13 protein-coding genes are annotated in these 19605 nt (G+C 74.3%); 5 read left to right on the top strand and 8 right to left on the bottom strand.

The features are described from left to right. Positions 1-19 precede the first annotated feature (19 nt). The 6 genes from ACWERV_RS22575 to ACWERV_RS22550 all read right to left on the bottom strand — a co-directional run bounded on the left by ACWERV_RS22575 (position 20) and on the right by ACWERV_RS22550 (position 8539). Positions 20-934 carry a S66 peptidase family protein gene (locus ACWERV_RS22575; protein ID WP_452935759.1) on the bottom strand — a complete coding sequence of 305 codons (915 nt, stop codon included), beginning with the start codon at positions 932-934 and terminating at the stop codon, positions 20-22. After that, positions 931-2922: a prolyl oligopeptidase family serine peptidase gene (locus tag ACWERV_RS22570; protein WP_452935756.1), complete on the bottom strand. Its 1992-nt coding sequence runs from the start codon at positions 2920-2922 to the stop codon at positions 931-933. Before ACWERV_RS22570 ends, ACWERV_RS22575 begins: the two co-directional genes overlap by 4 nt. Continuing rightward, positions 2919-4313, bottom strand: a complete 1395-nt coding sequence (locus tag ACWERV_RS22565) for a M20/M25/M40 family metallo-hydrolase (RefSeq protein WP_452935753.1) — start codon at positions 4311-4313, stop codon at positions 2919-2921. Before ACWERV_RS22565 ends, ACWERV_RS22570 begins: the two co-directional genes overlap by 4 nt. A gap of 48 nt (positions 4314-4361) precedes the next feature. Beyond that, entirely contained in the window at positions 4362-5198 is an 837-nt protein-coding gene (locus ACWERV_RS22560; RefSeq protein ID WP_398178859.1) for a M55 family metallopeptidase, read from the bottom strand. Between the two features lie 11 nt (positions 5199-5209). Next, positions 5210-5932 carry a methyltransferase domain-containing protein gene (locus ACWERV_RS22555; RefSeq protein ID WP_452935751.1) on the bottom strand — a complete coding sequence of 241 codons (723 nt, stop codon included), beginning with the start codon at positions 5930-5932 and terminating at the stop codon, positions 5210-5212. A 63-nt stretch (positions 5933-5995) separates the two neighbouring features. Continuing rightward, positions 5996-8539: a SpoIIE family protein phosphatase gene (locus tag ACWERV_RS22550; RefSeq protein ID WP_452935748.1), complete on the bottom strand. Its 2544-nt coding sequence runs from the start codon at positions 8537-8539 to the stop codon at positions 5996-5998. 353 nt (positions 8540-8892) lie between these two features. Here ACWERV_RS22550 and ACWERV_RS22545 point away from each other — a divergent pair, with 353 nt between their 5' ends. After that, positions 8893-10494, top strand: coding sequence for an MFS transporter (locus ACWERV_RS22545; protein ID WP_452935745.1), 1602 nt, complete (start codon positions 8893-8895; stop codon positions 10492-10494). Positions 10495-10761: 267 nt separating this feature from the next. On the opposite strand, the gene ACWERV_RS22540 is transcribed toward ACWERV_RS22545, so the two are convergent. Beyond that, a complete protein-coding gene (locus ACWERV_RS22540; protein WP_452935902.1) occupies positions 10762-13230 on the bottom strand; it encodes an MFS transporter in 2469 nt (822 codons plus the stop codon). Positions 13231-13540: 310 nt separating this feature from the next. After that, on the bottom strand, positions 13541-13990 hold the full coding sequence (locus tag ACWERV_RS22535) for an SRPBCC family protein (protein WP_398178848.1): 450 nt from the start codon (positions 13988-13990) through the stop codon (positions 13541-13543). A gap of 131 nt (positions 13991-14121) precedes the next feature. Here ACWERV_RS22535 and ACWERV_RS22530 point away from each other — a divergent pair, with 131 nt between their 5' ends. From ACWERV_RS22530 to ccrA, 4 genes are all read left to right on the top strand, one after another. Next, a complete protein-coding gene (locus tag ACWERV_RS22530) occupies positions 14122-15198 on the top strand; it encodes an Rv2578c family radical SAM protein (RefSeq protein ID WP_452935742.1) in 1077 nt (358 codons plus the stop codon). A gap of 358 nt (positions 15199-15556) precedes the next feature. Then, entirely contained in the window at positions 15557-17434 is a 1878-nt protein-coding gene (locus ACWERV_RS22525) for a 3-hydroxyacyl-CoA dehydrogenase family protein (protein ID WP_452935739.1), read from the top strand. Positions 17435-17558: 124 nt separating this feature from the next. Then, positions 17559-18350 (top strand): TetR family transcriptional regulator, encoded by a 792-nt coding sequence (locus ACWERV_RS22520; protein WP_452935736.1) that lies wholly within the window; start codon positions 17559-17561, stop codon positions 18348-18350. Positions 18351-18716: 366 nt separating this feature from the next. Continuing rightward, on the top strand, positions 18717-19605 hold an 889-nt coding region (gene ccrA, locus ACWERV_RS22515), incomplete at its 3' end, for a crotonyl-CoA carboxylase/reductase (RefSeq protein ID WP_452935733.1).

Genomic DNA, 19605 nt, shown 5'->3' with positions numbered 1-19605 from the left:
GTCCCTGGCCGGGCGAGGGCTAGGTCAGGGGTGGGGGGAAGGTCAGGGTGGAGGTGGGGGTGTCGAGGGTGGCGGGGGTGTTGAGGGGGATGGTGAGGGTGGGGAGGGAGTGGCCGAAGGGGAGGGATTCGAGGATGGGGACGGACAGGGGGGCGAGGCGGTCGAGGAAGAGGCGGCGGAGGTCGGGGTAGGGGCCGCAGCCCTCCCAGGAGCCGAGGACGACGGCCGCGACGCCGTCGAGCCAGCCGCTGCGCAGCAGTTGGGTCAGGAAGCGGTCGAGGCGGTAGGGCTCCTCGCCGGTGTCCTCCAGGAAGAGGATGCCGCCCGCCGCGGAGGGGCGGCCGGTGGGGGTGCCGAGGTCGGAGGCGAGGAGGCTGAGGCAGCCGCCCATCGTGACGCCCGTGGCGCGGCCGGGCACCAGCGCGGTGGCGGCCGGGACGTGCAGCACCTGGGCCTCCTCGGGGGCGAAGAGGGTGCGGCGCAGGTGCTCGCGGCCCGCCGCGTCGGCGAGGAAGCCGGGGGTGCCGGGCATCGGGCCGTGCAGGGTGGCCACGTCCAGCCGGGTCGCGAAGGCCTCGTGCAGCACGGTGACGTCGCTGAAGCCCACGAAGACCTTGGGGTCGGCCGCCGCCATCGCGTCCCAGTCGACGAGGTCGGCCATGCGCTGGGTTCCGTAGCCGCCGCGGGCGCAGATCACGGCGGCCAGGTCCGGGTCGCACCACGCGTCGCGCAGGTCCTCGGCGCGGGCTCGGTCGGCGCCCGCGAGGTAGCCGGAGGGGTGGGTGTCGAGGACGTGCGGGGCGAGGACGGGTTCCAGGCCCCACGCGCGCAGTTCGGCGAGCCCTTCCGTGAGCATGCCGGCCGGTACAGGCCCCGCGGGCGCGACGATGCCGACCCGGTCGCCCGGGACCAGCCTGCGGGGCCGCGCGGTCACGGGGTGAGGTCCAGCACCGGGACGCCCGGCGGGCGGAAGCCGAAGACCTGGCCGTAGAGGGACAGTTCGGCCTCCAGGCAGGTCACGAGTGTGTCGAGGCGGCGGAAGCCGTGGCTCTCGCCGGGGAAGGCGAGGTAGGCGTGCGGCAGGTCGCGTCCGGCGAGCGCTTCGAGGAAGCGGTCGCACTGCACGGGCGGGCAGATCGGGTCGTCGAGCCCCTGCATGAGCAGGAAGGGCACGGTGATCCGGTCGCTGTGGTGGACGGGTGAGCGCTCGTGGTAGCGCTCGATCACCTCCCGGTGCGGCCCGATGAGGGATTCGAGGTACAGGGACTCGAAGTCGTGGGTCTCGCCGCCCACGGGCGACCAGCCGATCAGGTCGAGGATCGGGTAGCTGATCGCGCCGCACGCGAAGGTGGACACGGTGGTGAGAGCGGCCGCGCTGGTCCAGCCGCCCGCGCTGCCGCCGCGGATCGCCAGCCGCCGCGGGTCGGCGGCGCCCTCGGCGACCAGGCCCTCGGCGACGGCGACGCAGTCCTCGACCTCCACGACGCCCCACTGCTCGCGCAGCCGGTTGCGGTAGGCGCGGCCGTAGCCGGTGGAGCCGCCGTAGTTGACCTCGGCGACGCCGATGCCGCGCGAGGTGAAGTAGGCGACCTCCAGGTCGTAGACCATCTGGGTGCGGCTGGTCGGGCCGCCGTGCACCCAGATCGCGTACGGGGCGGGGCCGTCGGCGGTGGCGTCGGGGTGGTCGGGGTGGCGCGGCGGGTAGACGTGGGCGTGCACCTCGCGCCCGCCGGGGCCGGTGAAGACGCGGGCCTCGGGCTCGGGCAGGTAGGCGGGGTCCACGGTGTCGTGGTGCGCTCCGGTGAGCACTTCGACCCGGGCGTGCGGGACGGCGGGGGCGTGGACGATCTCGTGGGCGCTGCGGGCGCTCGCCGCGATGCCGACGACCTGGCCGCCCGCGACGGCGAGGGTCGGGGTCCACTCCGTCCAGTGGCCGAGCGGCTGGGTGATCTCGCCGGTCGCCGGGTCGAGGATGCCCAGCCGCTGCGCGCCGACGCCGTGCAGGACGGCGATCGGACCGCCCTCGACCTGCGCGAACCAGCGCGACCCGATCCGCCACAGCGGCCCGGCGAACTCCTCCTCGCGCGGGCACAGGTTGACCGCCTCGCCGGTGTCCGGGTCGACGCGGTGCAGGTTCCACCAGCCGGTGCGGTCGGTGGCGGCGAGCAGCGTGCCGTCCGGCGCCCATTCGACCTGGGCGACGGACTCCTCGGGCCCGCCGATGAGGGTGCGGGCGGGGCCGAGGGTGCCGTCGTCGCGCAGGTCGGCGACGCGCAGTTCGGTGCCGTCCCAGGGCATGCGCGGGTGGTCCCAGGCGATCCACGCGGCGCGGCCGCCGTCGGGTGACGGGCGCAGGCCGGTGACGAAGCGATGCTCGACGGGGCCCATCTCGCGGACGGCGGCGCGGTCCTCGGCGGCGGAGCCGTCGAGCGGGACGGCGGCGTGCAGCCGCCGCAGGTCGGCGGGGCCCTTCCCGGTGAACTCCTCCAGCACCGCCCAGACCTCGCCGCGCTCGGCGTGCACGATGGGTTCGGTCCAGCGCAGCCCGCCGCCGACGGCGGAGACCGGGCTGAGCGGGTAGGGCTGTTCGCCGGGGCGGTCCGGGTGGAAGGCGTAGAGGCGCTGGTCGGCCTGGTGGGTGAAGACGACGAGCGGCTCACCGCCGACGACCGCGCCGCCCCAGGGGGTGCCGCCGTACTCCATGACGCGGTTGCGGACGTTCCAGGGCGCGGGCAGCGGGCATTCCTCGGTGCCGTCCGGGCGGCGCCGGACGAGCGCGCGGCGGCCGCCCTCGGCGGGGCGCGGGGCCGTCCACCACAGGTCGGCGCCGACCAGCCCGAGGTCGTCGGGCCGTCCGTCGTGGGAGGCGGCGGTCGCCGCGTCGATCGGCGATTCCCACTCCCCGTAGGTGCCGCTGCTCATACGGTCCTCTCCTCGGTCGTGCCGGTCCCGCGCAGGAACCGGTCCAGGACGCGCACCCCGAAGTGCAGCGCGTCGACGGGCACCCGCTCGTCCACCCCGTGGAAGAGCGCCTGGTAGTCGAAGCCGGGCGGCAGCCGCAGCGGCGAGAAGCCGTAGCCGGTGATGCCCAGCCGGGAGAACTGCTTGGCGTCGGTGCCGCCGGACATGCAGTACGGCACCACGTGCGCCCCGGGGTCGAAGTGCAGCAGCGCCTCGCGCATGGCGGCGAAGACGGGCGTGTCGACGGGTGCGGTGAGCGGCACCTCGTGGTGGTGGTAGGACCACTCCACGTCGGGCCCGGTCAGCTCGTCCAGGGTGGCGCGGAACTCCTCCTCGCCGCCGGGGACCACGCGGCCGTCGACGTGGGCGGTGGCGCTGCCGGGGATCACGTTGACCTTGTAACCGGCTTCCAGCATCGTCGGGTTGGCGCTGTTGCGGACGGTCGCCCGCACGAACTGGGCGGACGCGCCGAGCCGGTCGAGCAGCGCGTCGGGGTCGGCGAGGTCGGCCGGGCCCGCGGTGACGCCGTGGACGGCGGCCAGTCCGGTGAGCGCGGCCTCGACGGTGGGGGTGAGCCGGACCGGCCAGCGGTGCTCGCCGATGCGGGCGACGGCGGCGGCGAGCCGGGCCACCGCGTTGGCGTGGTTGATCTTGGAGCCGTGGCCCGCGGTGCCCCGCGCGGTGAGCTTCAGCCAGGAGGTGCCGCGCTCCCCGGCCGCGACGGGGTAGATGCGCAGCGGCGTGCCGTCCGGGCCGTCCCCGGCGTGGAAGGTGTAGCCGCCGGACTCGCTGACGCCCTCGGTGCAGCCCTCGAAGAGGGCGGCGTGCTCGGTGGCGAGGAAGTCGGAGCCGTAGGCGGCGCTGTCCTCCTCGTCGGCGGTGAAGGCGAGGACGACGTCGCGGGCGGGGCGGTGCCCGGTCCTGGCCCAGGAGCGGACGACGGCCAGCGTCATCGCGACCGCGTTCTTCATGTCGATGGCGCCGCGGCCCCAGACGACCCCGTCGCGGATCTCGCCGGAGAAGGGGTGCACGGTCCAGTCGGCGGGTTCGGCGGGCACCACGTCGAGGTGGCCGTGCAGCAGCAGCGCGTCCGCGCCGGGGTCGGTCCCGGCCAGGCGGGCGACGACGTTGCTGCGGCCGGGCGCGCGCTCCAGGATCCGCGGTTCGAGCCCCGCCCCGGCGAGCTGCTCGGCGACGTACTCGGCGGCGGGGCGCTCGTTGCCGTCGCCGCCGCCGCGGTTGGTGGTGTCCAGCCGGATCAGGTCGCTGGTGAATCGTTCGACCTCGGCGAGCGCGGTGTCGTCCACGCCGCCGGACCGCTCCCGGACCGCCCCCCGTGCCTGCTCAGCCATGCCGCTCCCGCTTCTGTCGTCGTACGCCCCGGGTCCGCCCCGCGGCGGTCAGCCGTACTGCTCCTCCACCGCCTGCGAGACCAGCGTCGTGACGGCCTTGAAGGCCCGCAGCGCCGCGTACATCGTCGGCAGGGTGTACGTGACGCGCCGCTCGCCGGTGCGCTCGACACCGGGGACCGCGGTCGCCGCCCCGACCAGATGCCACGCGTCGAACTCCAGCTCCACCGTGAACGGGCCCGCCTGCACGGGCTCGTGGCGTACGGCGAGGGCCGCGGCCCGCGCGGCCCCGGCGCGGATGTCGGCGGCGGTCCTGGCGGGCGGGCGGCAGACGGCGGCGTACCGCGAGACGTAGTCCTTGACGGCGACGGTCACGGCCTGCGGGGCGTACGAGCGGGCGTCGAGGCCGGTGCGGTCGTCGCCGGTCACGAGGACGACGGGGACCCCGTACTCGGCGACGACCAGGGCGTTGAGCCGCCCCTCGCTCGCGGGCTCGCCGTTGACCCACACGCCGGTGATCGAGTTGGCGAGGTAGGTGTGGGCGAGGACGCCCTCGGTTCCGGCGCCCGTGTGGTAGCCGACGAAGGCGATGCCGTCGATGTCGCCGTGCTGGACGCCCTCGACCATGGACAGCTCCTTGTGCCGTCCGGTGAGCATCTCCGCGCGCTCGTCCAGCTGCTCCAGCAGCAGGTTGCGCATCGTCCAGTGGGCTTCGTTGACGAGCACCTGGTCGACGCCTGCGTCGAGGAAGCCCGCGACGGCGGCGTTGACGTCCGAGGTGAACATGTGCCGGCAGCGCTGCCACTGCTCGGTGCCGGGGAGCACGTCGGCCGGCCATGTGACGCCGGTGGCGCCCTCCATGTCGGCCGAGACGAGGATCTTCCGCATGCGAGGTCACATTACGCGGCCATGCCCGCCACCAGCCACTGTGACGGCAGCTCGATCCTGGCGCCGTCGGCACGGAACTCCGCGGTCACCAGCGGCTCCTCGCCCGCGGCGAGCACGGTCAGGCCCGCGGCGGCGAAGTAGCCGGGCAGCGCGGCGTCCGCGACCTCGCCGGGCGCGATGCCGTGCGCGAGGACCGCGCCCAGCTTGGGCGGCGGACCCGCGGGGTCCTGCGCGATGGTGAGCAGCACCCCCTTGGCGGCCTCGGCCGGCTCCACGGCGAAGACCCGGCCGCGGTGTCCGGTGAGGGTGGCGATGCCGTCGACCAGCCGGGCGCGGTCGGCGGGCTCGCTCTGGTGCAGGACGCCGCGCAGGTAGACGTTGGCGTCGCCCAGCTCGTCGTGCAGGGCGCGCACCGCGTCGGTGTCCACGGCGTCGAGCTGCTGGTAGGCGGCCAGCCCGTGCGGGTCGTCGCGGGCGGCGCGGGCGACGGCGGCGTGCGCGAGGTCCGCACCGACGACCCGGTCGTAGCGTCCGGCCAGCCAGCGGGTCAGGGTGCCGTTGCCGCAGCCGAGGTCGACCAGCGGCAGGCCGGGGTCGAAGTGCGCGGCGAAGTGGGCCAGGTGCCGGCCCACCGTCAGCTCCGGCTCCGCGTCCCACAGGACGCCGCCGCGCCCGCCGGGGGCGGCTTCCCAGAAGCTCTCCCACACCTTCGCGTACCTGCCGGAGACGTTCACGCGACCACACTCCCCACGCCGTGACCTACGAACTCGCCGGTGGGCGGGCGGGGCCCGCCGCGCCTACCGGAGGGCCTGCTCGAACCACACCGTCTTGCCCCGCGCGGAGCGGCTGGTGCCCCACTCGCGCGCGAGCCTGCTCACGATCCGCACCCCGCGCCCGCCCTCGTCCTGCGGACCCGCGCTGAGCAGCACCGGCACCCCGTGGTCGTCGTCGGACACCTCCACCAGCAGCGCGTCGTCCGCCCGCACCATCCGCAGCCGCACGGGCCCGTCGTGCGCGTGCCGTACGGCGTTGGTGACGACCTCGCCGACCAGCAGCTCCGCGGTCTCGGCCGTCTCGGGCAGCCGCCACTCGCGCAGCCGCCCGCGCACCAGGGCGCGGGCACGGGCGACCTCGCGCGGCTCGGCGGCCAGCTCCCACGCGGCGACGTCGGAACGGGGGATGCCGTTCAGCCGGGCCATCAGCAGGGCGACGTCGTCGCCCCGGCCGCCGCGCCGGTTCAGCGCGCGGATGACGGTGTCGCACGCGTCGTCCATGGACGCGGCCGGGTGCGCCGCGCTCTCGCACAGCGCGGCCAGGCCCGCCCCGATGTCCTGCCCGCGCACCTCGACCAGCCCGTCGGTGCACAGCACCAGCCGGTCGCCGGGCGCGACGGGGACGCGCACCGTCTCGAAGGGCACCCCTCCGACGCCGAGCGGCGCGCCGGTCGGCAGCTCCAGCAGCTCGCTGCGGCCGTCCGCGGCGCGCACCAGCACCGGCGGGATGTGCCCGGCGTTGGCGATCAGCACCTCGGACTCCACCGGGTCGTACACCGCGTACAGGCACGTCGCCAGATACTGCTCGCCGAGCCGCTGCGCGAGGTCGTCCAGGGTGCGCAGCAGTTGCGCGGGCGGCAGGCCGAGCTGCGCCATGGTCTGCACGGCGGTACGGAACTGGCCCATCATCGCCGCGGAGTTCAGCCCGTGGCCCATGACGTCGCCGACGACCAGCGCGAGCCGCGAGCCGGGCAGTTTGACGGCGTCGAACCAGTCGCCGCCGACCCGGCCGAGGCGGGTGCCGGGCAGGTAGCGGGTCGCCACGTCGCAGCCGGGCATCCGCGGCGGGATGTGCGGCAGCATGCTGTCCTGGAGGGTGTCGGCGACGTTCTCCTGGTGCGTGTACATACGGGCGTTGTCCAGCACGAGCCCGGCGCGGGCGGCCAGCTCGGCGCCGGTCACCCGGTCCATGTCGTCGAACGGCGGCCGCTCGCGGTGCCGCAGCAGGATCATGAAGCCCAGCACCACGTCGCGCGCCTTGAGCGGCACGACCAGCATGGAGCGGTGGGTGATCAGCGGGCTGATGTCGCGCTTGGGGAACTGCTCGGCGATGGCGCGGCCCAGCTCCTCACCGATGCGCGGCACGAGCACCGGCTCGCCGGTGGTCATGCACTGGAAGAAGGGGGTCTGCGCGGGGAAGGGCATCGACTCGCCGACCGGCACGACGTCGTCCCAGCGGCCCGGCTCGTCGGTGTGCTCGACCGCGACGCGATACCACATGGTGGTGACGTCCGGCGGCCCGTCCGGGAAGCCCTCACCGGCGAGCACCTGCTCCCGCAGATAGGTGCCCGCGACGTCCGTGAAGCGCGGCACGACCGCCTGGCTGACCTCCTCGACGGTACGGGCCAGGTCCAGCGAGGTGCCGATCCGGCGGCTGACCTCGTTGAGGAACTCCAGGTGCTCGCGCACCGCCGCGTGCTCCAGGTCCGGCGCCAGGTCCTCGGCCGGTACGGAGCGGGGGTCGGCCGCGGCCGCCTGCTGTGCGGCCCGCCGCCGGGCCTGCCGCTCGACCCGGCGCGGCACACCCCAGTCCGGCGTGACCGGCACCCGTTCGTGCCGGCTGATCTCCAGCACCGGGTAGCCCAGCTCCAGCACCTGGGCGACGACCCGCGCGCTGTCCAGCGGGTTCATCCCGGGCAGGATCTCCGGCAGCTGCCCGGCCAGCTCGTCGGCCTCGGCGAATTCGGTGTGCAGGGCGAAGCCGGGCGCGACGCGAGGCGCCGCCCCCGTCCCCTCGCCCTCCTCCGCCAGGCCGGCCGCCTGCGCGGCGCCGGGCAGCGCGGCCAGCAGCGGGGCGGCGTCCGCGGCCAGCACCAGCAGCCGCTCGGACCCCGGGCCGACCAGCGGATAGGCCCACCAGAGCACGTCGAGCGCCTCACCCGGCGCGGGCTTCTCGCCGAAGAGCCGCGCCCGGCCCGCCGTGGGGTAGGGGCCCGCGCCGGTGAGCGGATCGTCGAGATCCCCCAGTCCGCCGAGATCCCCCAGTCCGCCGAGTTCGCCCAGCCCGCCGAGGTCGCGCAGTCCTCCAAGTTCGCCCAGGCCCCCGAGGTCCGGTCCGCCGCCGGACGGGTACGCGGGTCCGCCCGCGGGCTCCTGCGGCGCCGCGCTCTCCAGCGCGCCGGCCACGGGCAGCAGGTCGGCGGCCGGGCGTCCCACGGCTTCCACCCGGGAGGGGCCGAAGAGCCGGCGCGCCCCCGTACTCCAGTGCGACACCGTGCCCGCCGCGTCCACGACGATCACCGCGAGCGGGATCCGGCCGGAGAAATCCGGCGGAATACGGGCGTCCATGCTGGGTCGGGCTCCTTCCCCCGGCAGCCGCGGACCCCTTCACCGGCAGGTGAGGCCACCCGTACGGCGCAAGATCTGCGATGCCGATACCACGGTACGACCGGTAGCGTGTGGCGCGGGCCGCAACCGCCGAATCCGGCGTACGCCCGCGCGCGAGCAACCGCACGCGGCGTGCTAGCGTCCGAAGTCTGTGTTCGAACTCCGATCCGGGCCGCTGGAGCGTCGGGGTCCGACCCCGCCGGAAGCGCCCGGCCGGGGCAACGCAACCGCCCCCTGACGGAAGAGGCCTTGTGACGACCTGGCAGCCTGCGCGGGTTTCCGCTTCACGGAAACCCAGGGACCTGCTGCGCCGCGTGAACGTACGCCATCCGGTCGTCGTGGCCACCGCGGTGGCCGCCGTACTTCACCTGCTCTGGGCCTTCTACCTCGCCAAGGACTCCGGCGACATGGCCGCGCAGTATGCGTGGACCGACTTCATACGGGCCCACCCGTCGGCGTCGTACAACTTCTCCTGGTACGGCGGGATGCACCCCGCCTCCTACAGCATCCTCTCGCCGTACATCATGGCGGCGCTGGGCGTGCGGACGACCGCGGTGATCGCCGGCACGCTGTCCGGCACGGTCGGCGCGGCGCTCCTGGTCCGCACCGGCATCCGCCGTCCGATGGTGCCGGTGCTGTGGACGACGTTCGCTCTTTGGTGTGACGTCGTCTCCGGCCGGGTCACCTTCGCACTCGGCATGCTCTTCGCGATGGTCGCCACGCTGGTGCTCTTCCCGGCCGCGCAGAATCTGCGGGGCCGCTCCCCGCAGCTGGCCACCGCCGCGACCATGACCGCGCTGGCCACCATGTGCAGTCCCGTGGCGGGCCTGTTCGTCCTGGTGCTGGCCGCCGCGCTGTTCCTGACCGGCCGCCGGGTCGACGCCTACGTGCTCACCGCGGTGCCGCCGCTGGTCGTCGGCGCGACATCGCTGCTGTTCCCCTTCTACGGGGTGCAGCCCTTCGCCTGGTACTTCGCGATCATCCCGTTCGCCATCGCCGTCGTCACCGCCCTGGTGGTGCCGCGCAAGTGGCGCGAGGTCCACGCAGGCTCCTGGCTCTACGCCATCGGCGTCGCGCTGACCTGGATCATCCCCTCCCCCATCGGGAGCAACGTCGAGCGCCTCGCGCTGCTCTTCGGCGGCACGGTGATGCTCCTCGTGGCCCGCGACAGCAAGTGGACCGGCTACCGGCTGGTGGCCCTGTGGCTGGCCTTCGCCGGCATCGCGGCCTGGCAGGTCACCAAGCCGATCGTGGACCAGGTCAACACCACCGCCGTCACCTCCACGGTGCGGCACGCCCCGCCGCTCATCGCCGAACTCCAGAAGGTCGAGGCCGACCGGGGCCGCGTCGAGGTCGTCCCGCTGCGCTCCCACTGGGAGGCCTCGGGCCTGTCCCCCTACGTCAACCTGGCCCGCGGCTGGAACCGGCAGGCCGACGTCGAGCGCAACCCCCTCTTCTACGACGGCACGCTCAACGCCGACACGTACAAGGCGTGGCTGGAGCACTGGAGCGTCTACTACGTCGTGCTGCCCGCCGACGAGCCGGACGGCGCCGCCGTCGCCGAGGCGAAGATCGTCCGCTCCGCCCCGGACTGGCTCCACCCGGTGTGGAGCGACCAGAACTGGCAGGTCTTCAAGGTCGCGGGCGAGGTCCAGCCGCTCGCCGACCCGCCGGCCACGGTCGAGGAGGCCGGACCGGCCGAGCTGACCGTCTCCATGCCGAACGCCGGCAGCGTGCTGCTGAGGATCCCCTGGTCGCCGGTGCTCGGCATCGAGGGGGCGAAGGACAACCAGCACGGGTGCCTTGCCGCGGACGGGGAGTGGACGCGGCTGTACGTGCCGTCCGCCGGTACGTACCGTATCGGCGGCTCCTACACGGACATCCGGGGCACGCAGTGCCCCAAGCCCAGCAACTGACCTCCGCCCTCCCGCGGGGCGGTGCGCTTCCGCTGCCGCGGGGGGTGGGCGTTTTCAGGGGCGCGGGAACTGCGCGAGCAACCACCCACCGGCCGGTGGCCCTGGGGGCACCTCCCAGGCGGAGCTCTGGGGGAGGACCGAACTGGCCCTCGGGGCCGGTGACGACCCGCGCCACGGATGTGGCTTGTCGCGCAGTCCCCCGCGCCCCTGAAAACGGGTGCCCCACCGCGCGGGCGCCCCGCGCGGTGGGGCTCGGGTATGGGCGGGCTAGTCCGGGTGGCCGAGCTGGAGGTCGCGTTCGGTGCGGCCGCCGCCCGCGACCTGGAGGACCGTGGCCACCGGCGGGTACCCCGCCGCGATGACGGTGTACTCCCCCGCCGCCAGGTCGACGAAGCGGAAGGTGCCGTCGGGGCCGGTCGTGACGGAGTCGACGACGTTGCCCGCGGCGTCCAGCAGGGTCACGCGCGCGTCCTCGACCGTGCGGCCGCCGGGGGCGCGGACGGTGCCGCGCAGGACCGCGCCGCCCGCGAGTTCGACGTCCTGCCGGGTCTCGCGGGAGGCCTGGACGGTGACGGGGAGGGCGGCGGGCCGGAACGCGGGGGCGCTCGCGGCGAGCGTGTACTCGCCGGCGACCAGTTCGGCCAGGACGTACTCGCCCTCGCGGCCGCTGCGGGCGGTGCCCACGACGTCGCCACGGACGTCGGTGAGGGTGACGACGGCCTCCCGTACCGGTGTGCCGTCGGCGGTGCGCACCGCGCCGGCCAGCCGTCCGGCGCCGCCGAGGACGACGTCGAGGTCGACCGGGTGCTCGCCGACGGTGACGGTGACGGCCTGCGGCTGATGCCCGCCGGCCGCGGCGATGAGCACGTAGCTGCCGCCGCCGGGCGCGCTGAGCGCGAAGCGGCCGTCGGTGGCGGTGGCGCCGCGTCCGACCTGGCGTCCGGTGCCGTCGATGAGGGTGAGCGCGGCCCGGCCGACCCCGCTGCCGTCGGAGTGCTGGACCGTGCCGCACACGGCGACCCCGCTGTGCGGCGGCGCGGCGAAGGGGGCGGAGCGGGCGCCGGGCAGCGACGCGTCGCCCGCCGTACCGTCCGGATGCCCGCCGAGGGGGCCGTCGTACGCGGTGGCAGTGGCGGTCGCGGCCCCGGGGCCGTGCTGGGTGACCAAGGGTTTCTCCTTGAGCAGGAAGGCGAAGAGGAAGCCGAGGACGAGCACCGGCACCAGGTAGAGGAAGATCCGCGGCATGGCGTCGGCGTATGCCCGGATGTAGCCGTCGCGCACCGCGGCGGGCAGGGTGCGGACGAGTTGCGGGGTGACCGACTGCGGGTCGGGCAGCCGGGCGCCGTGCGGCAGTTCGACGGCGAGCCGCTTGCCGAGCCGGTCGGCGAAGAGCGTGCCGAAGATCGCGGCGCCGACGGAGCCGCCGATCTGCCGGAAGTAGTTGTTCGCGCTGGTGGCCGCCCCGATGTCGGAGGGCCGCACGGAGTTCTGGACGGCGAGCACCAGCACCGGCAGCACCATGCCGATGCCGAGGCCGAGCACGGCCATGTAGACGCTGTAGGTGACCTGCGGGGTGTCCGCGCCCATCAGCGACAGCAGCCACATGCCGACGGCGGACAGCGCGCCGCCCAGGACGGGGAAGATCTTGTACCGCCCGGTGCGGCTGATGAGCTGGCCGCCGACGATGGAGGCGACGACGACGCCGAGCATCATGGGCAGCATCAGCAGGCCCGAACTGGTGGCGCTCGCGCCGTCGACCATCTGCAGGAAGGTCGGCAGGTAGCTGGCGGCGCCGAAGAGGGCGACGCCGACGACGCAGCCGATGAGGGCCGTGACGTTGAAGACGCCGTCCCGGAAGAGCCGCAGCGGGATGACGGGCTCGGCCGCGTACCGCTCGACGATCAGGAAGAGCAGCGCGCAGCCCGCGGCGCCCGCGCCCAGGCCCAGGATCTCCTTGGAGCGCCAGCCGTACGTGGCGCCGCCCCAGGTGGTGAGCAGCACCAGGCAGGTGGAGCCCGCGGCGAGCAGCAGCGCGCCCAGCACGTCCAGTTTGGGGCGGACGGCCGGTTTGGGCAGTTTGAGCACCAGCGCGATGACGGCGAGGGTGACCAGGCCGAAGGGGATGTTGATCGCGAAGCACCAGCGCCAGGAGGCGTGGTCGGTGAAGAAGCCGCCGAGCAGCGGCCCGGCGACGGAGGCGAGCCCGAAGGCGGCGCCGATGGTGCCCATGTAGCGCCCGCGCTCGCGGGGCGGGACGATGTCGGCCATGATCGCCTGGACGCCGATCATGAGCCCGCCGCCGCCGATGCCCTGCACGGCGCGGAAGGCGATCAGCTCGTTCATGGAGCGGGACCAGGCCGCCAGCGCGGAGCCGGCGACGAAGGTCAGGATGGCGAACTGGAAGACGCCCTTGCGGCCGAAGAGGTCGCCGAGCTTGCCGTAGATCGGCAGGCCGATGGTGGACGCCAGCAGGTAGGCGGTGACGACCCAGGACATCTTGTCCAGGCCGTGCAGTTCGCCGACGATCTTGGGCAGCGCGGTGGCCACGATCATCTGGTCGAGCGCGGCCAGCAGCAGGGCCAGCATGAGGCCCACGAAGACCAGCCGGACCCGGCGTGGTGCCAGATCGACGGGCGCGGCCCCGCCCGGCTGCTCCGCCTCGTCACCGGTGTCCGGCGGGGGGCCGCCGTCCGCGGCCGGCAGGACGACCGTGGTGGTCGTTTCGGTGCCGTCCACGACGGTCTCGGCGATGCCCGCGGTCTGCCGCAGGGCGGGGCTGCGGGCCGCGCTCCGCTCCCCCTCGTCCTCCGTTCCGCCGCCCGCGCCGTCCTCGGCCGGTGCCGCCGTCCGCGCCGTGAGCGCACTGCCTGCCACCCGTCACTCCCCTCGTCACACCTGCTCCGCCACCGTCTCCGCCATGAGGCGACAACGAAGCAGGGGCGCGGCGATTCTCAGGAAGTAGGCAAAACCACCCGTATCAGTGAAAGATCGCGAAACCGGCCGGGTGACAGACGGGGCAAGGATGCCGGGCGGCGGCCCGGGGGCGTCAGCCGCGCGCTTCGACCTCGGCGGCGAACTTCGCCAGGATCTCGTCGTAGATCCGGTTGAGCCCCTTGGGCGCGAAGGTGCGCTCGAAGAAGCCGCCGACGCCTCCGGCGCCCTGCCAGCGGGTCGTGGCGACGACCTTGCTGCGGCCGGCGCCCTCCTCGGTCACCGTCCAGGCGGTGGTCATGCTGGAGTTGCGGTCGCTCTCCAGCAACTGCCGCTCGGCGGGCGCGGTCACGTCCAGCAGGCAGTCGCGCACCCGCTTGCTCGTGGCCTGGAGCCGCCAGTGCACGAGGGTGCCGGCGCCCTCGCCGCCCTCGCGCACCTCGTACTCGCTGAACTGCTCAGGCAGCACCCGGCCGCGGGTGCCCGCGTAGTCGGCGAGAGCCGCGTAGACGCGCTCCGGCTCCGCGGCGACGATCCGCTCGGTGGTGGCCTCGACCAGCGCCATTGGTTCTCCTCGGTCCGTGTCCGTGCGCGCTCTTCGTGCGACGCGCCGCACAAGCCAACCACACCCGATCTTCGAATCTTTGTTCTATTGTGGAGAAGCACGGCACACCGGACGACCACAGGGAGGGCGCGATGCGCTGGGAACAGCTGGGGCGGGAGGACGCGACGGCCGCGCTCTTCGGCACCGACGCGGTGACCCGCCGCTTCGACACGCCCGAATTCCGCGGCATCACCTTCCACGAGGTACGCGCCCGCTCGATCCTGAACCGGGTGCCGGGCGCCTCGCGCATGCCCTTCGAGTGGACGGTCAATCCCTACCGCGGGTGCAGCCACGCGTGCGTCTACTGCTTCGCGCGCAAGACGCACAGCTATCTGGACCTGGACACCGGGCTCGGCTTCGACACCCAGATCGTGGTGAAGACCAACGCCCCGGAGCTGCTGCGCCGCGAACTGGCCGCACCGCGCTGGCGCGGCGAGCACATAGCGATGGGCACCAACGTCGACTGCTACCAGAGGGCCGAGGGCCGCTACCGGCTGATGCCCGGCATCCTCGCGGCACTGCGGGACCACGCCAACCCCTTCTCGATCCTCACCAAGGGCTCGCTCATCCTGCGCGACCTGGAGCTGGTGCGGCAGGCCGCCCGCGTCACCGAGGTGTCCATCGCGCTGTCCGTCGGCTTCCTGGACGGCGAGCTGTGGCGCAGCGTGGAGCCGGGCACGCCTTCCCCCCAGACGCGTCTGGCGGTCTGCCGCACCCTCGCGGAGAACGGGATACCGGCCTCGGTGCTGATGGCGCCGGTGCTGCCCTTCCTCAGCGACTCGCCGGAGCAGCTGCGGGCGACGGTACGGGCGATCGCCGCCGCCGGGGCGGGATCCGTGACCCCGCTGGTGCTGCACCTGCGGCCGGGCGCGCGGGAGTGGTACATGGCGTGGCTGGCCCGCGAGCACCCGCACCTGGTACGGCGCTACGAGACGATGTACGCGGGCGGGGCCTACGCGCCGACGTGGTACCAGCGCCGGATCACCCGCCAGGTGCACGAGTTCGCCGCCGAGTTCGGCTGCGGCCCGGCCCGCGGCTTCCGCCGCCCCGAGGCGGAGCGCGGGGCCGTACCGGAACGGGAAGCCGCAGCGGAGCGCGAGCCCGGCCGTGCGCGCGAGCGCGGGCAGGACGGGAGCGGACCGGGCGACACCCAGCTCACGCTGCTCTGACCCGCGGGGCGGGTGCGGGCCGGTCCGCGCGTACGCCACGGTGGCGTACGGACGGCGGCCCGGACCCGCCTGCGTGCGCTCATCTGTCGGCGGTCCAGATCACATGCGCGCAGGGGTAGCGCTCAAGTTACTCGCCAGTTACCCTCGAAAGCACCGTGCACGGCGGCCTGGTGACGCAGCCGCCCGCACCGCACGACCACGTTCGGTCCGGCATCATCGCGGCCCGGCCCCGGGACAGGGCCGGCCGGGTATCCCGCGGGCGCGCCCCCACACACCGGCTGCCCCGCGACTCCACCCACCCTCATCCCGCCGTGCGCGCCGCGGCGCGCCCGCGCTCCCCAGCGTCTGGAGTCACGCGATGTCCCGTCCCTCCGCACCTCCTGCGTCCCCCTCGTCACCCGCGTCCCCCGCACTCACCGCGCCCGCCGCGCAGCCCGGCGCCGGCTCGCCCGAGGCCGCTCCCCCGTCCGTCGTCGCCGTCGTGGGCCTGGGCACCATGGGCACCGGCATCGCCGAGGTCATGACCCGGGCCGGTCACGAGGTGATCGGCGTGGACATCGACCCGGGCGCCGCCCGCCGCGCGGTCGCCGCCCTGGAGCGCTCGACGGCCCGCTCGGTGGAGCGCGGGCGCTGCACCGCGGAGGAGCGGGCCGACGCGCTCGCCCGCTTCCGCACCTTTCCCGACCTGCGGGCGGCCGCCGCCGCGGACCTGGTCGTCGAGGTCGTCGACGAGCGCTACGACGTCAAGCGGGACGTCATCACGGCGCTGGACCGGCTGGCGAAGCCGGAGGCGATCCTCGCGACCGGCACCAACGCGCTGTCCGTGACCCGGCTCGCGGCCGAGACCGGCCGCCCCGACCGGGTGCTGGGCCTGCACTTCTTCGCGCCCGCACCGGCCATGAAGCTGGTCGAGGTGGTCTCCACCGTGCTGACCTCGCCGCAGACCACGGCGGCGGTCACCGCCCTGGTGCGCAGCCTCGGCAAGGAGCCCGTGCCGGTCGGCGACCGGCCCGGTTTCATCGCCGACGGCCTGCTGTTCGGCTACCTCAACCAGGCGGCCGCGATGTACGAGGCGCGCTACGCCACCCGCGAGGACATCGACGCGGCGATGCGGCTGGGCTGCGGCCTGCCGATGGGCCCGCTCGCGCTGCTGGACCTGATCGGCATCGACACCGCCACCACCGTGCTGGACGCGATGTACGAGGCCACCCGCGACCGGCTGCACTCCCCCGCGCCCGTGCTGCGCCAGCTCGCCGCGGCGGGGCTGCACGGCCGCAAGTCGGGCCGCGGTTTCTACGCCTACGAGGCGCCGGGCAGCTCCGCGGTCGTGCCCGAGCCGCGCACCCCGCAGGGCGGGGCGGCGCACGCGGCCCCCGCGCGCGAGGTCCGCACGGTGGGCGTGGCCGGGTCGGGGACGATGGCGACGGGCATCGCCGAGGTCTTCGCCAAGGCGGGCTTCCCGGTGCGGCTGGCGGCGCGCAGCCCGGAGAAGGCCGAGCAGGCGGTCGCCCGGGTCGCGGCGGCGCTGGACCGCGCGGTGGCCCGGGGGCGGCTGGACGCCGGGCAGCGGGACGCCGCGGCGGCGCTGGTCACGCCCGCCGGGGCGTACGACGAACTGGCGGAGGCCGACCTCGTGGTGGAGGCGGTGGCCGAGGACCTGTTCGTCAAGCAGGAGCTCTTCCGGACGCTGGACAAGGTGTGCAGGCCGGGCGCGGTGCTGGCCACGACGACCTCCTCGCTGCCGGTGGTGGCGATCGCCCGGGTGACCGGGCGCCCGCAGGACGTCGCCGGGATGCACTTCTTCAACCCGGCGCCCGCGATGAAGCTGGTGGAGGTCGTCTCCACCGTCCTGACCGGCGACGACGTGCGGGCCACCCTGCGCGCGGTGTGCGCGCGGATCCGCAAGCACCCGGTGGACTGCGGCGACCGGGCGGGCTTCGTCGTCAACGCGCTGCTCTTCCCGTACCTGAACAACGCGGTGAAGATGCTCCAGGACCACTACGCGAGCGTGGACGCGATCGACGCGGCGATGAAGCTCGGCGGCGGGTACCCGATGGGGCCCTTCGAGCTGCTGGACGTGGTGGGCCTGGACGTGTCGCTGGCGATCGAGCAGGTGCTGCACGACGAGTTCCGCGACCCGGGCCTGGCGCCCGCGCCGCTGCTGGAGCATCTGGTGTCCGCGGGGTGCCTGGGCCGCAAGACCGGCCGCGGCTTCCGCGAGTATGCCCGCCGCTGAGCGCCCCGGACGTGCCGGACGCCCGCGCCGGAGACCCGTGGGGGACGCGGCCCCTCCCGCCCGGAGCTGGGGCTCTTTTCCCCCGGGTGCCGGGCGGGGCGGTCCGCCGTGTTACGTTCCCCACATGCCCCAGTCCGCGAAGTCCGGCGTCCCCGAGGGCGCGAACGTCCCCCGCGCCGCCGCCCAGCGGCAGCGCGTACGGCAGGACCTGGCGGCGGCCGCGATGCACCTGTTCGCCACACAGGGGTACGAGGCCACGACCGTCGACGAGATCGCCGCCGCGGCGGGCGTGGCGCGGCGGACCTTCTTCCGGCACTTCCGCTCCAAGGAAGAGGCCATCTTCCCCGACCACGACGACACGCTGGTGCGCGTGCAGGCGGTGCTGGACTCCGCCGACCCGCACGAGCACCCGCTGGACACGGTGTGCCGCGGCATCACCGAAGTGCTGCGGATGTACGCGCAGTTGCCGGAGGTGTCGGTGGAGCGCTACCGGCTGACGCGCGAGGTGCCGACGCTGCGCGAGCGCGAGATCGCCTCGGTGGCCCGCTACGAGCGGCTGTTCACCCGCTATCTGCTGGGCCACTTCGACGAGAGCGCGCAAGGGTACGGCGACGACGACCCGCTGCTCGCCGAGGTCGCGGCCTCCGCGGTGGTCGCCGCGCACAACCACGTGCTGCGCCGCTGGCTGCGGGCGGACGGCAAGGGTGACGTGGAGGCGCAGCTGGAGCACGCCTTCGACGTCATCAAGGCGACCTTCGGCACCGGTGTCGGGGCGGGCCGGATACCGTCCCGCGGCGCGGCCGCCCGGCCCGCGACGGTGACCCGGCAGGACGAGGTCGTCGTCGCGGTGGCGCGTACGGACGCCTCGCCCGCGCAGATCCTGCGCAGCATCGAGGAAGCCCTCCGCAAGGCCTGAGGGGCCGCCCACCCCGGGAAATCCCTGTTCAGCGGCCGTCCGGGTGCACCCGGACGGCCGCTGTTGCCTGCCCGCGCGCACCGGGTGACACTGAAAAGAAAAAATATGGCACGCAGTGTCTTTACGACTGGCACGCGGTGCCATACGGTATCCCCAGTCCGGGCGGACGGCCCTCGGTACCCTCCGCAGGCCGGCTGTCCCCCAGGCCCGGACGCCTGCGTCACAGGCATTCCCGCGCCACCGCGCGGTTCCTTCGCTCCACCCGTTCCGTCCTCGCCGGACCGACGACGGCACCCTCACCCCACCCGACCCCAGCGTTCCGCCGGCGTCCCACCCGACCGGAACGCTTCGCCGGAGGCGAGTCACATGAAGGAAATCCTGGACGCCGTGATCGCGGCCGAAGGCCCCGGCAGCAGCGCCGACTTCGCGGCGCTGCCGCTGCCCGAGTCCTACCGCGCGGTCACCGTGCACAAGGACGAGGCGGAGATGTTCGCCGGCCTGGCCACCCGCGACAAGGACCCGCGCCGCTCGCTGCACCTGGACGAGGTGCCGGTGCCGGAGGTGGGTCCGGGCGAGGCCCTGGTCGCGGTGATGGCCAGCTCGGTCAACTACAACTCGGTCTGGACGTCGATCTTCGAGCCGGTCTCGACCTTCGCCTTCCTGGAGCGCTACGGCCGCACCTCACCGCTCGCCGCCCGGCACGACCTGCCCTACCACGTCATCGGCTCCGACCTCGCGGGCGTCGTCCTGCGCACCGGGCCGGGCGTGAACAAGTGGCGGCCCGGCGACCGGGTCGTGGCGCACTGCCTGAGCGTCGAACTGGAGTCGGCCGACGGGCACAACGACACGATGCTCGACCCCGAGCAGCGCATCTGGGGCTTCGAGACCAACTTCGGCGGCCTCGCCGAGATCGCCCTGGTCAAGTCCAACCAGCTGATGCCCAAGCCGGAGCACCTGACGTGGGAGGAGGCGGCGGCCCCCGGCCTGGTCAACTCCACCGCCTACCGGCAGCTGGTCTCCCGCAACGGCGCCGGGATGAAGCAGGGCGACAACGTGCTCATCTGGGGCGCGAGCGGCGGACTCGGCTCCTACGCCACGCAGTTCGCGCTCGCCGGCGGTGCGACGCCGATCTGTGTGGTGTCCAGCCCCGAGAAGGCGGAGATCTGCCGGGCGATGGGCGCCGAGGCCGTCATCGACCGCAGCGCCGAGGGCTACCGCTTCTGGCGCGACGAGCACACCCAGGACCCGAAGGAGT

The organism is Streptomyces sp. NPDC004031, from assembly GCF_053604375.1.
Note: the sequence above shows the minus strand (reverse complement) of the source record. Positions and strands in the feature narration are given on the sequence as shown.

Coding starts and splice junctions, on each gene's coding strand:
- ACWERV_RS22570 (WP_452935756.1), bottom strand. CDS start 2,922: ATGAGCAGCGGCACCTACGGGGAGTGGGAATCGCCGATCGACGCGGCG.
- ACWERV_RS22565 (WP_452935753.1), bottom strand. CDS start 4,313: ATGGCTGAGCAGGCACGGGGGGCGGTCCGGGAGCGGTCCGGCGGCGTG.
- ACWERV_RS22560 (WP_398178859.1), bottom strand. CDS start 5,198: ATGCGGAAGATCCTCGTCTCGGCCGACATGGAGGGCGCCACCGGCGTC.
- ACWERV_RS22550 (WP_452935748.1), bottom strand. CDS start 8,539: ATGGACGCCCGTATTCCGCCGGATTTCTCCGGCCGGATCCCGCTCGCG.
- ACWERV_RS22535 (WP_398178848.1), bottom strand. CDS start 13,990: ATGGCGCTGGTCGAGGCCACCACCGAGCGGATCGTCGCCGCGGAGCCG.
- ACWERV_RS22530 (WP_452935742.1), top strand. CDS start 14,122: ATGCGCTGGGAACAGCTGGGGCGGGAGGACGCGACGGCCGCGCTCTTC.
- ACWERV_RS22525 (WP_452935739.1), top strand. CDS start 15,557: ATGTCCCGTCCCTCCGCACCTCCTGCGTCCCCCTCGTCACCCGCGTCC.
- ACWERV_RS22520 (WP_452935736.1), top strand. CDS start 17,559: ATGCCCCAGTCCGCGAAGTCCGGCGTCCCCGAGGGCGCGAACGTCCCC.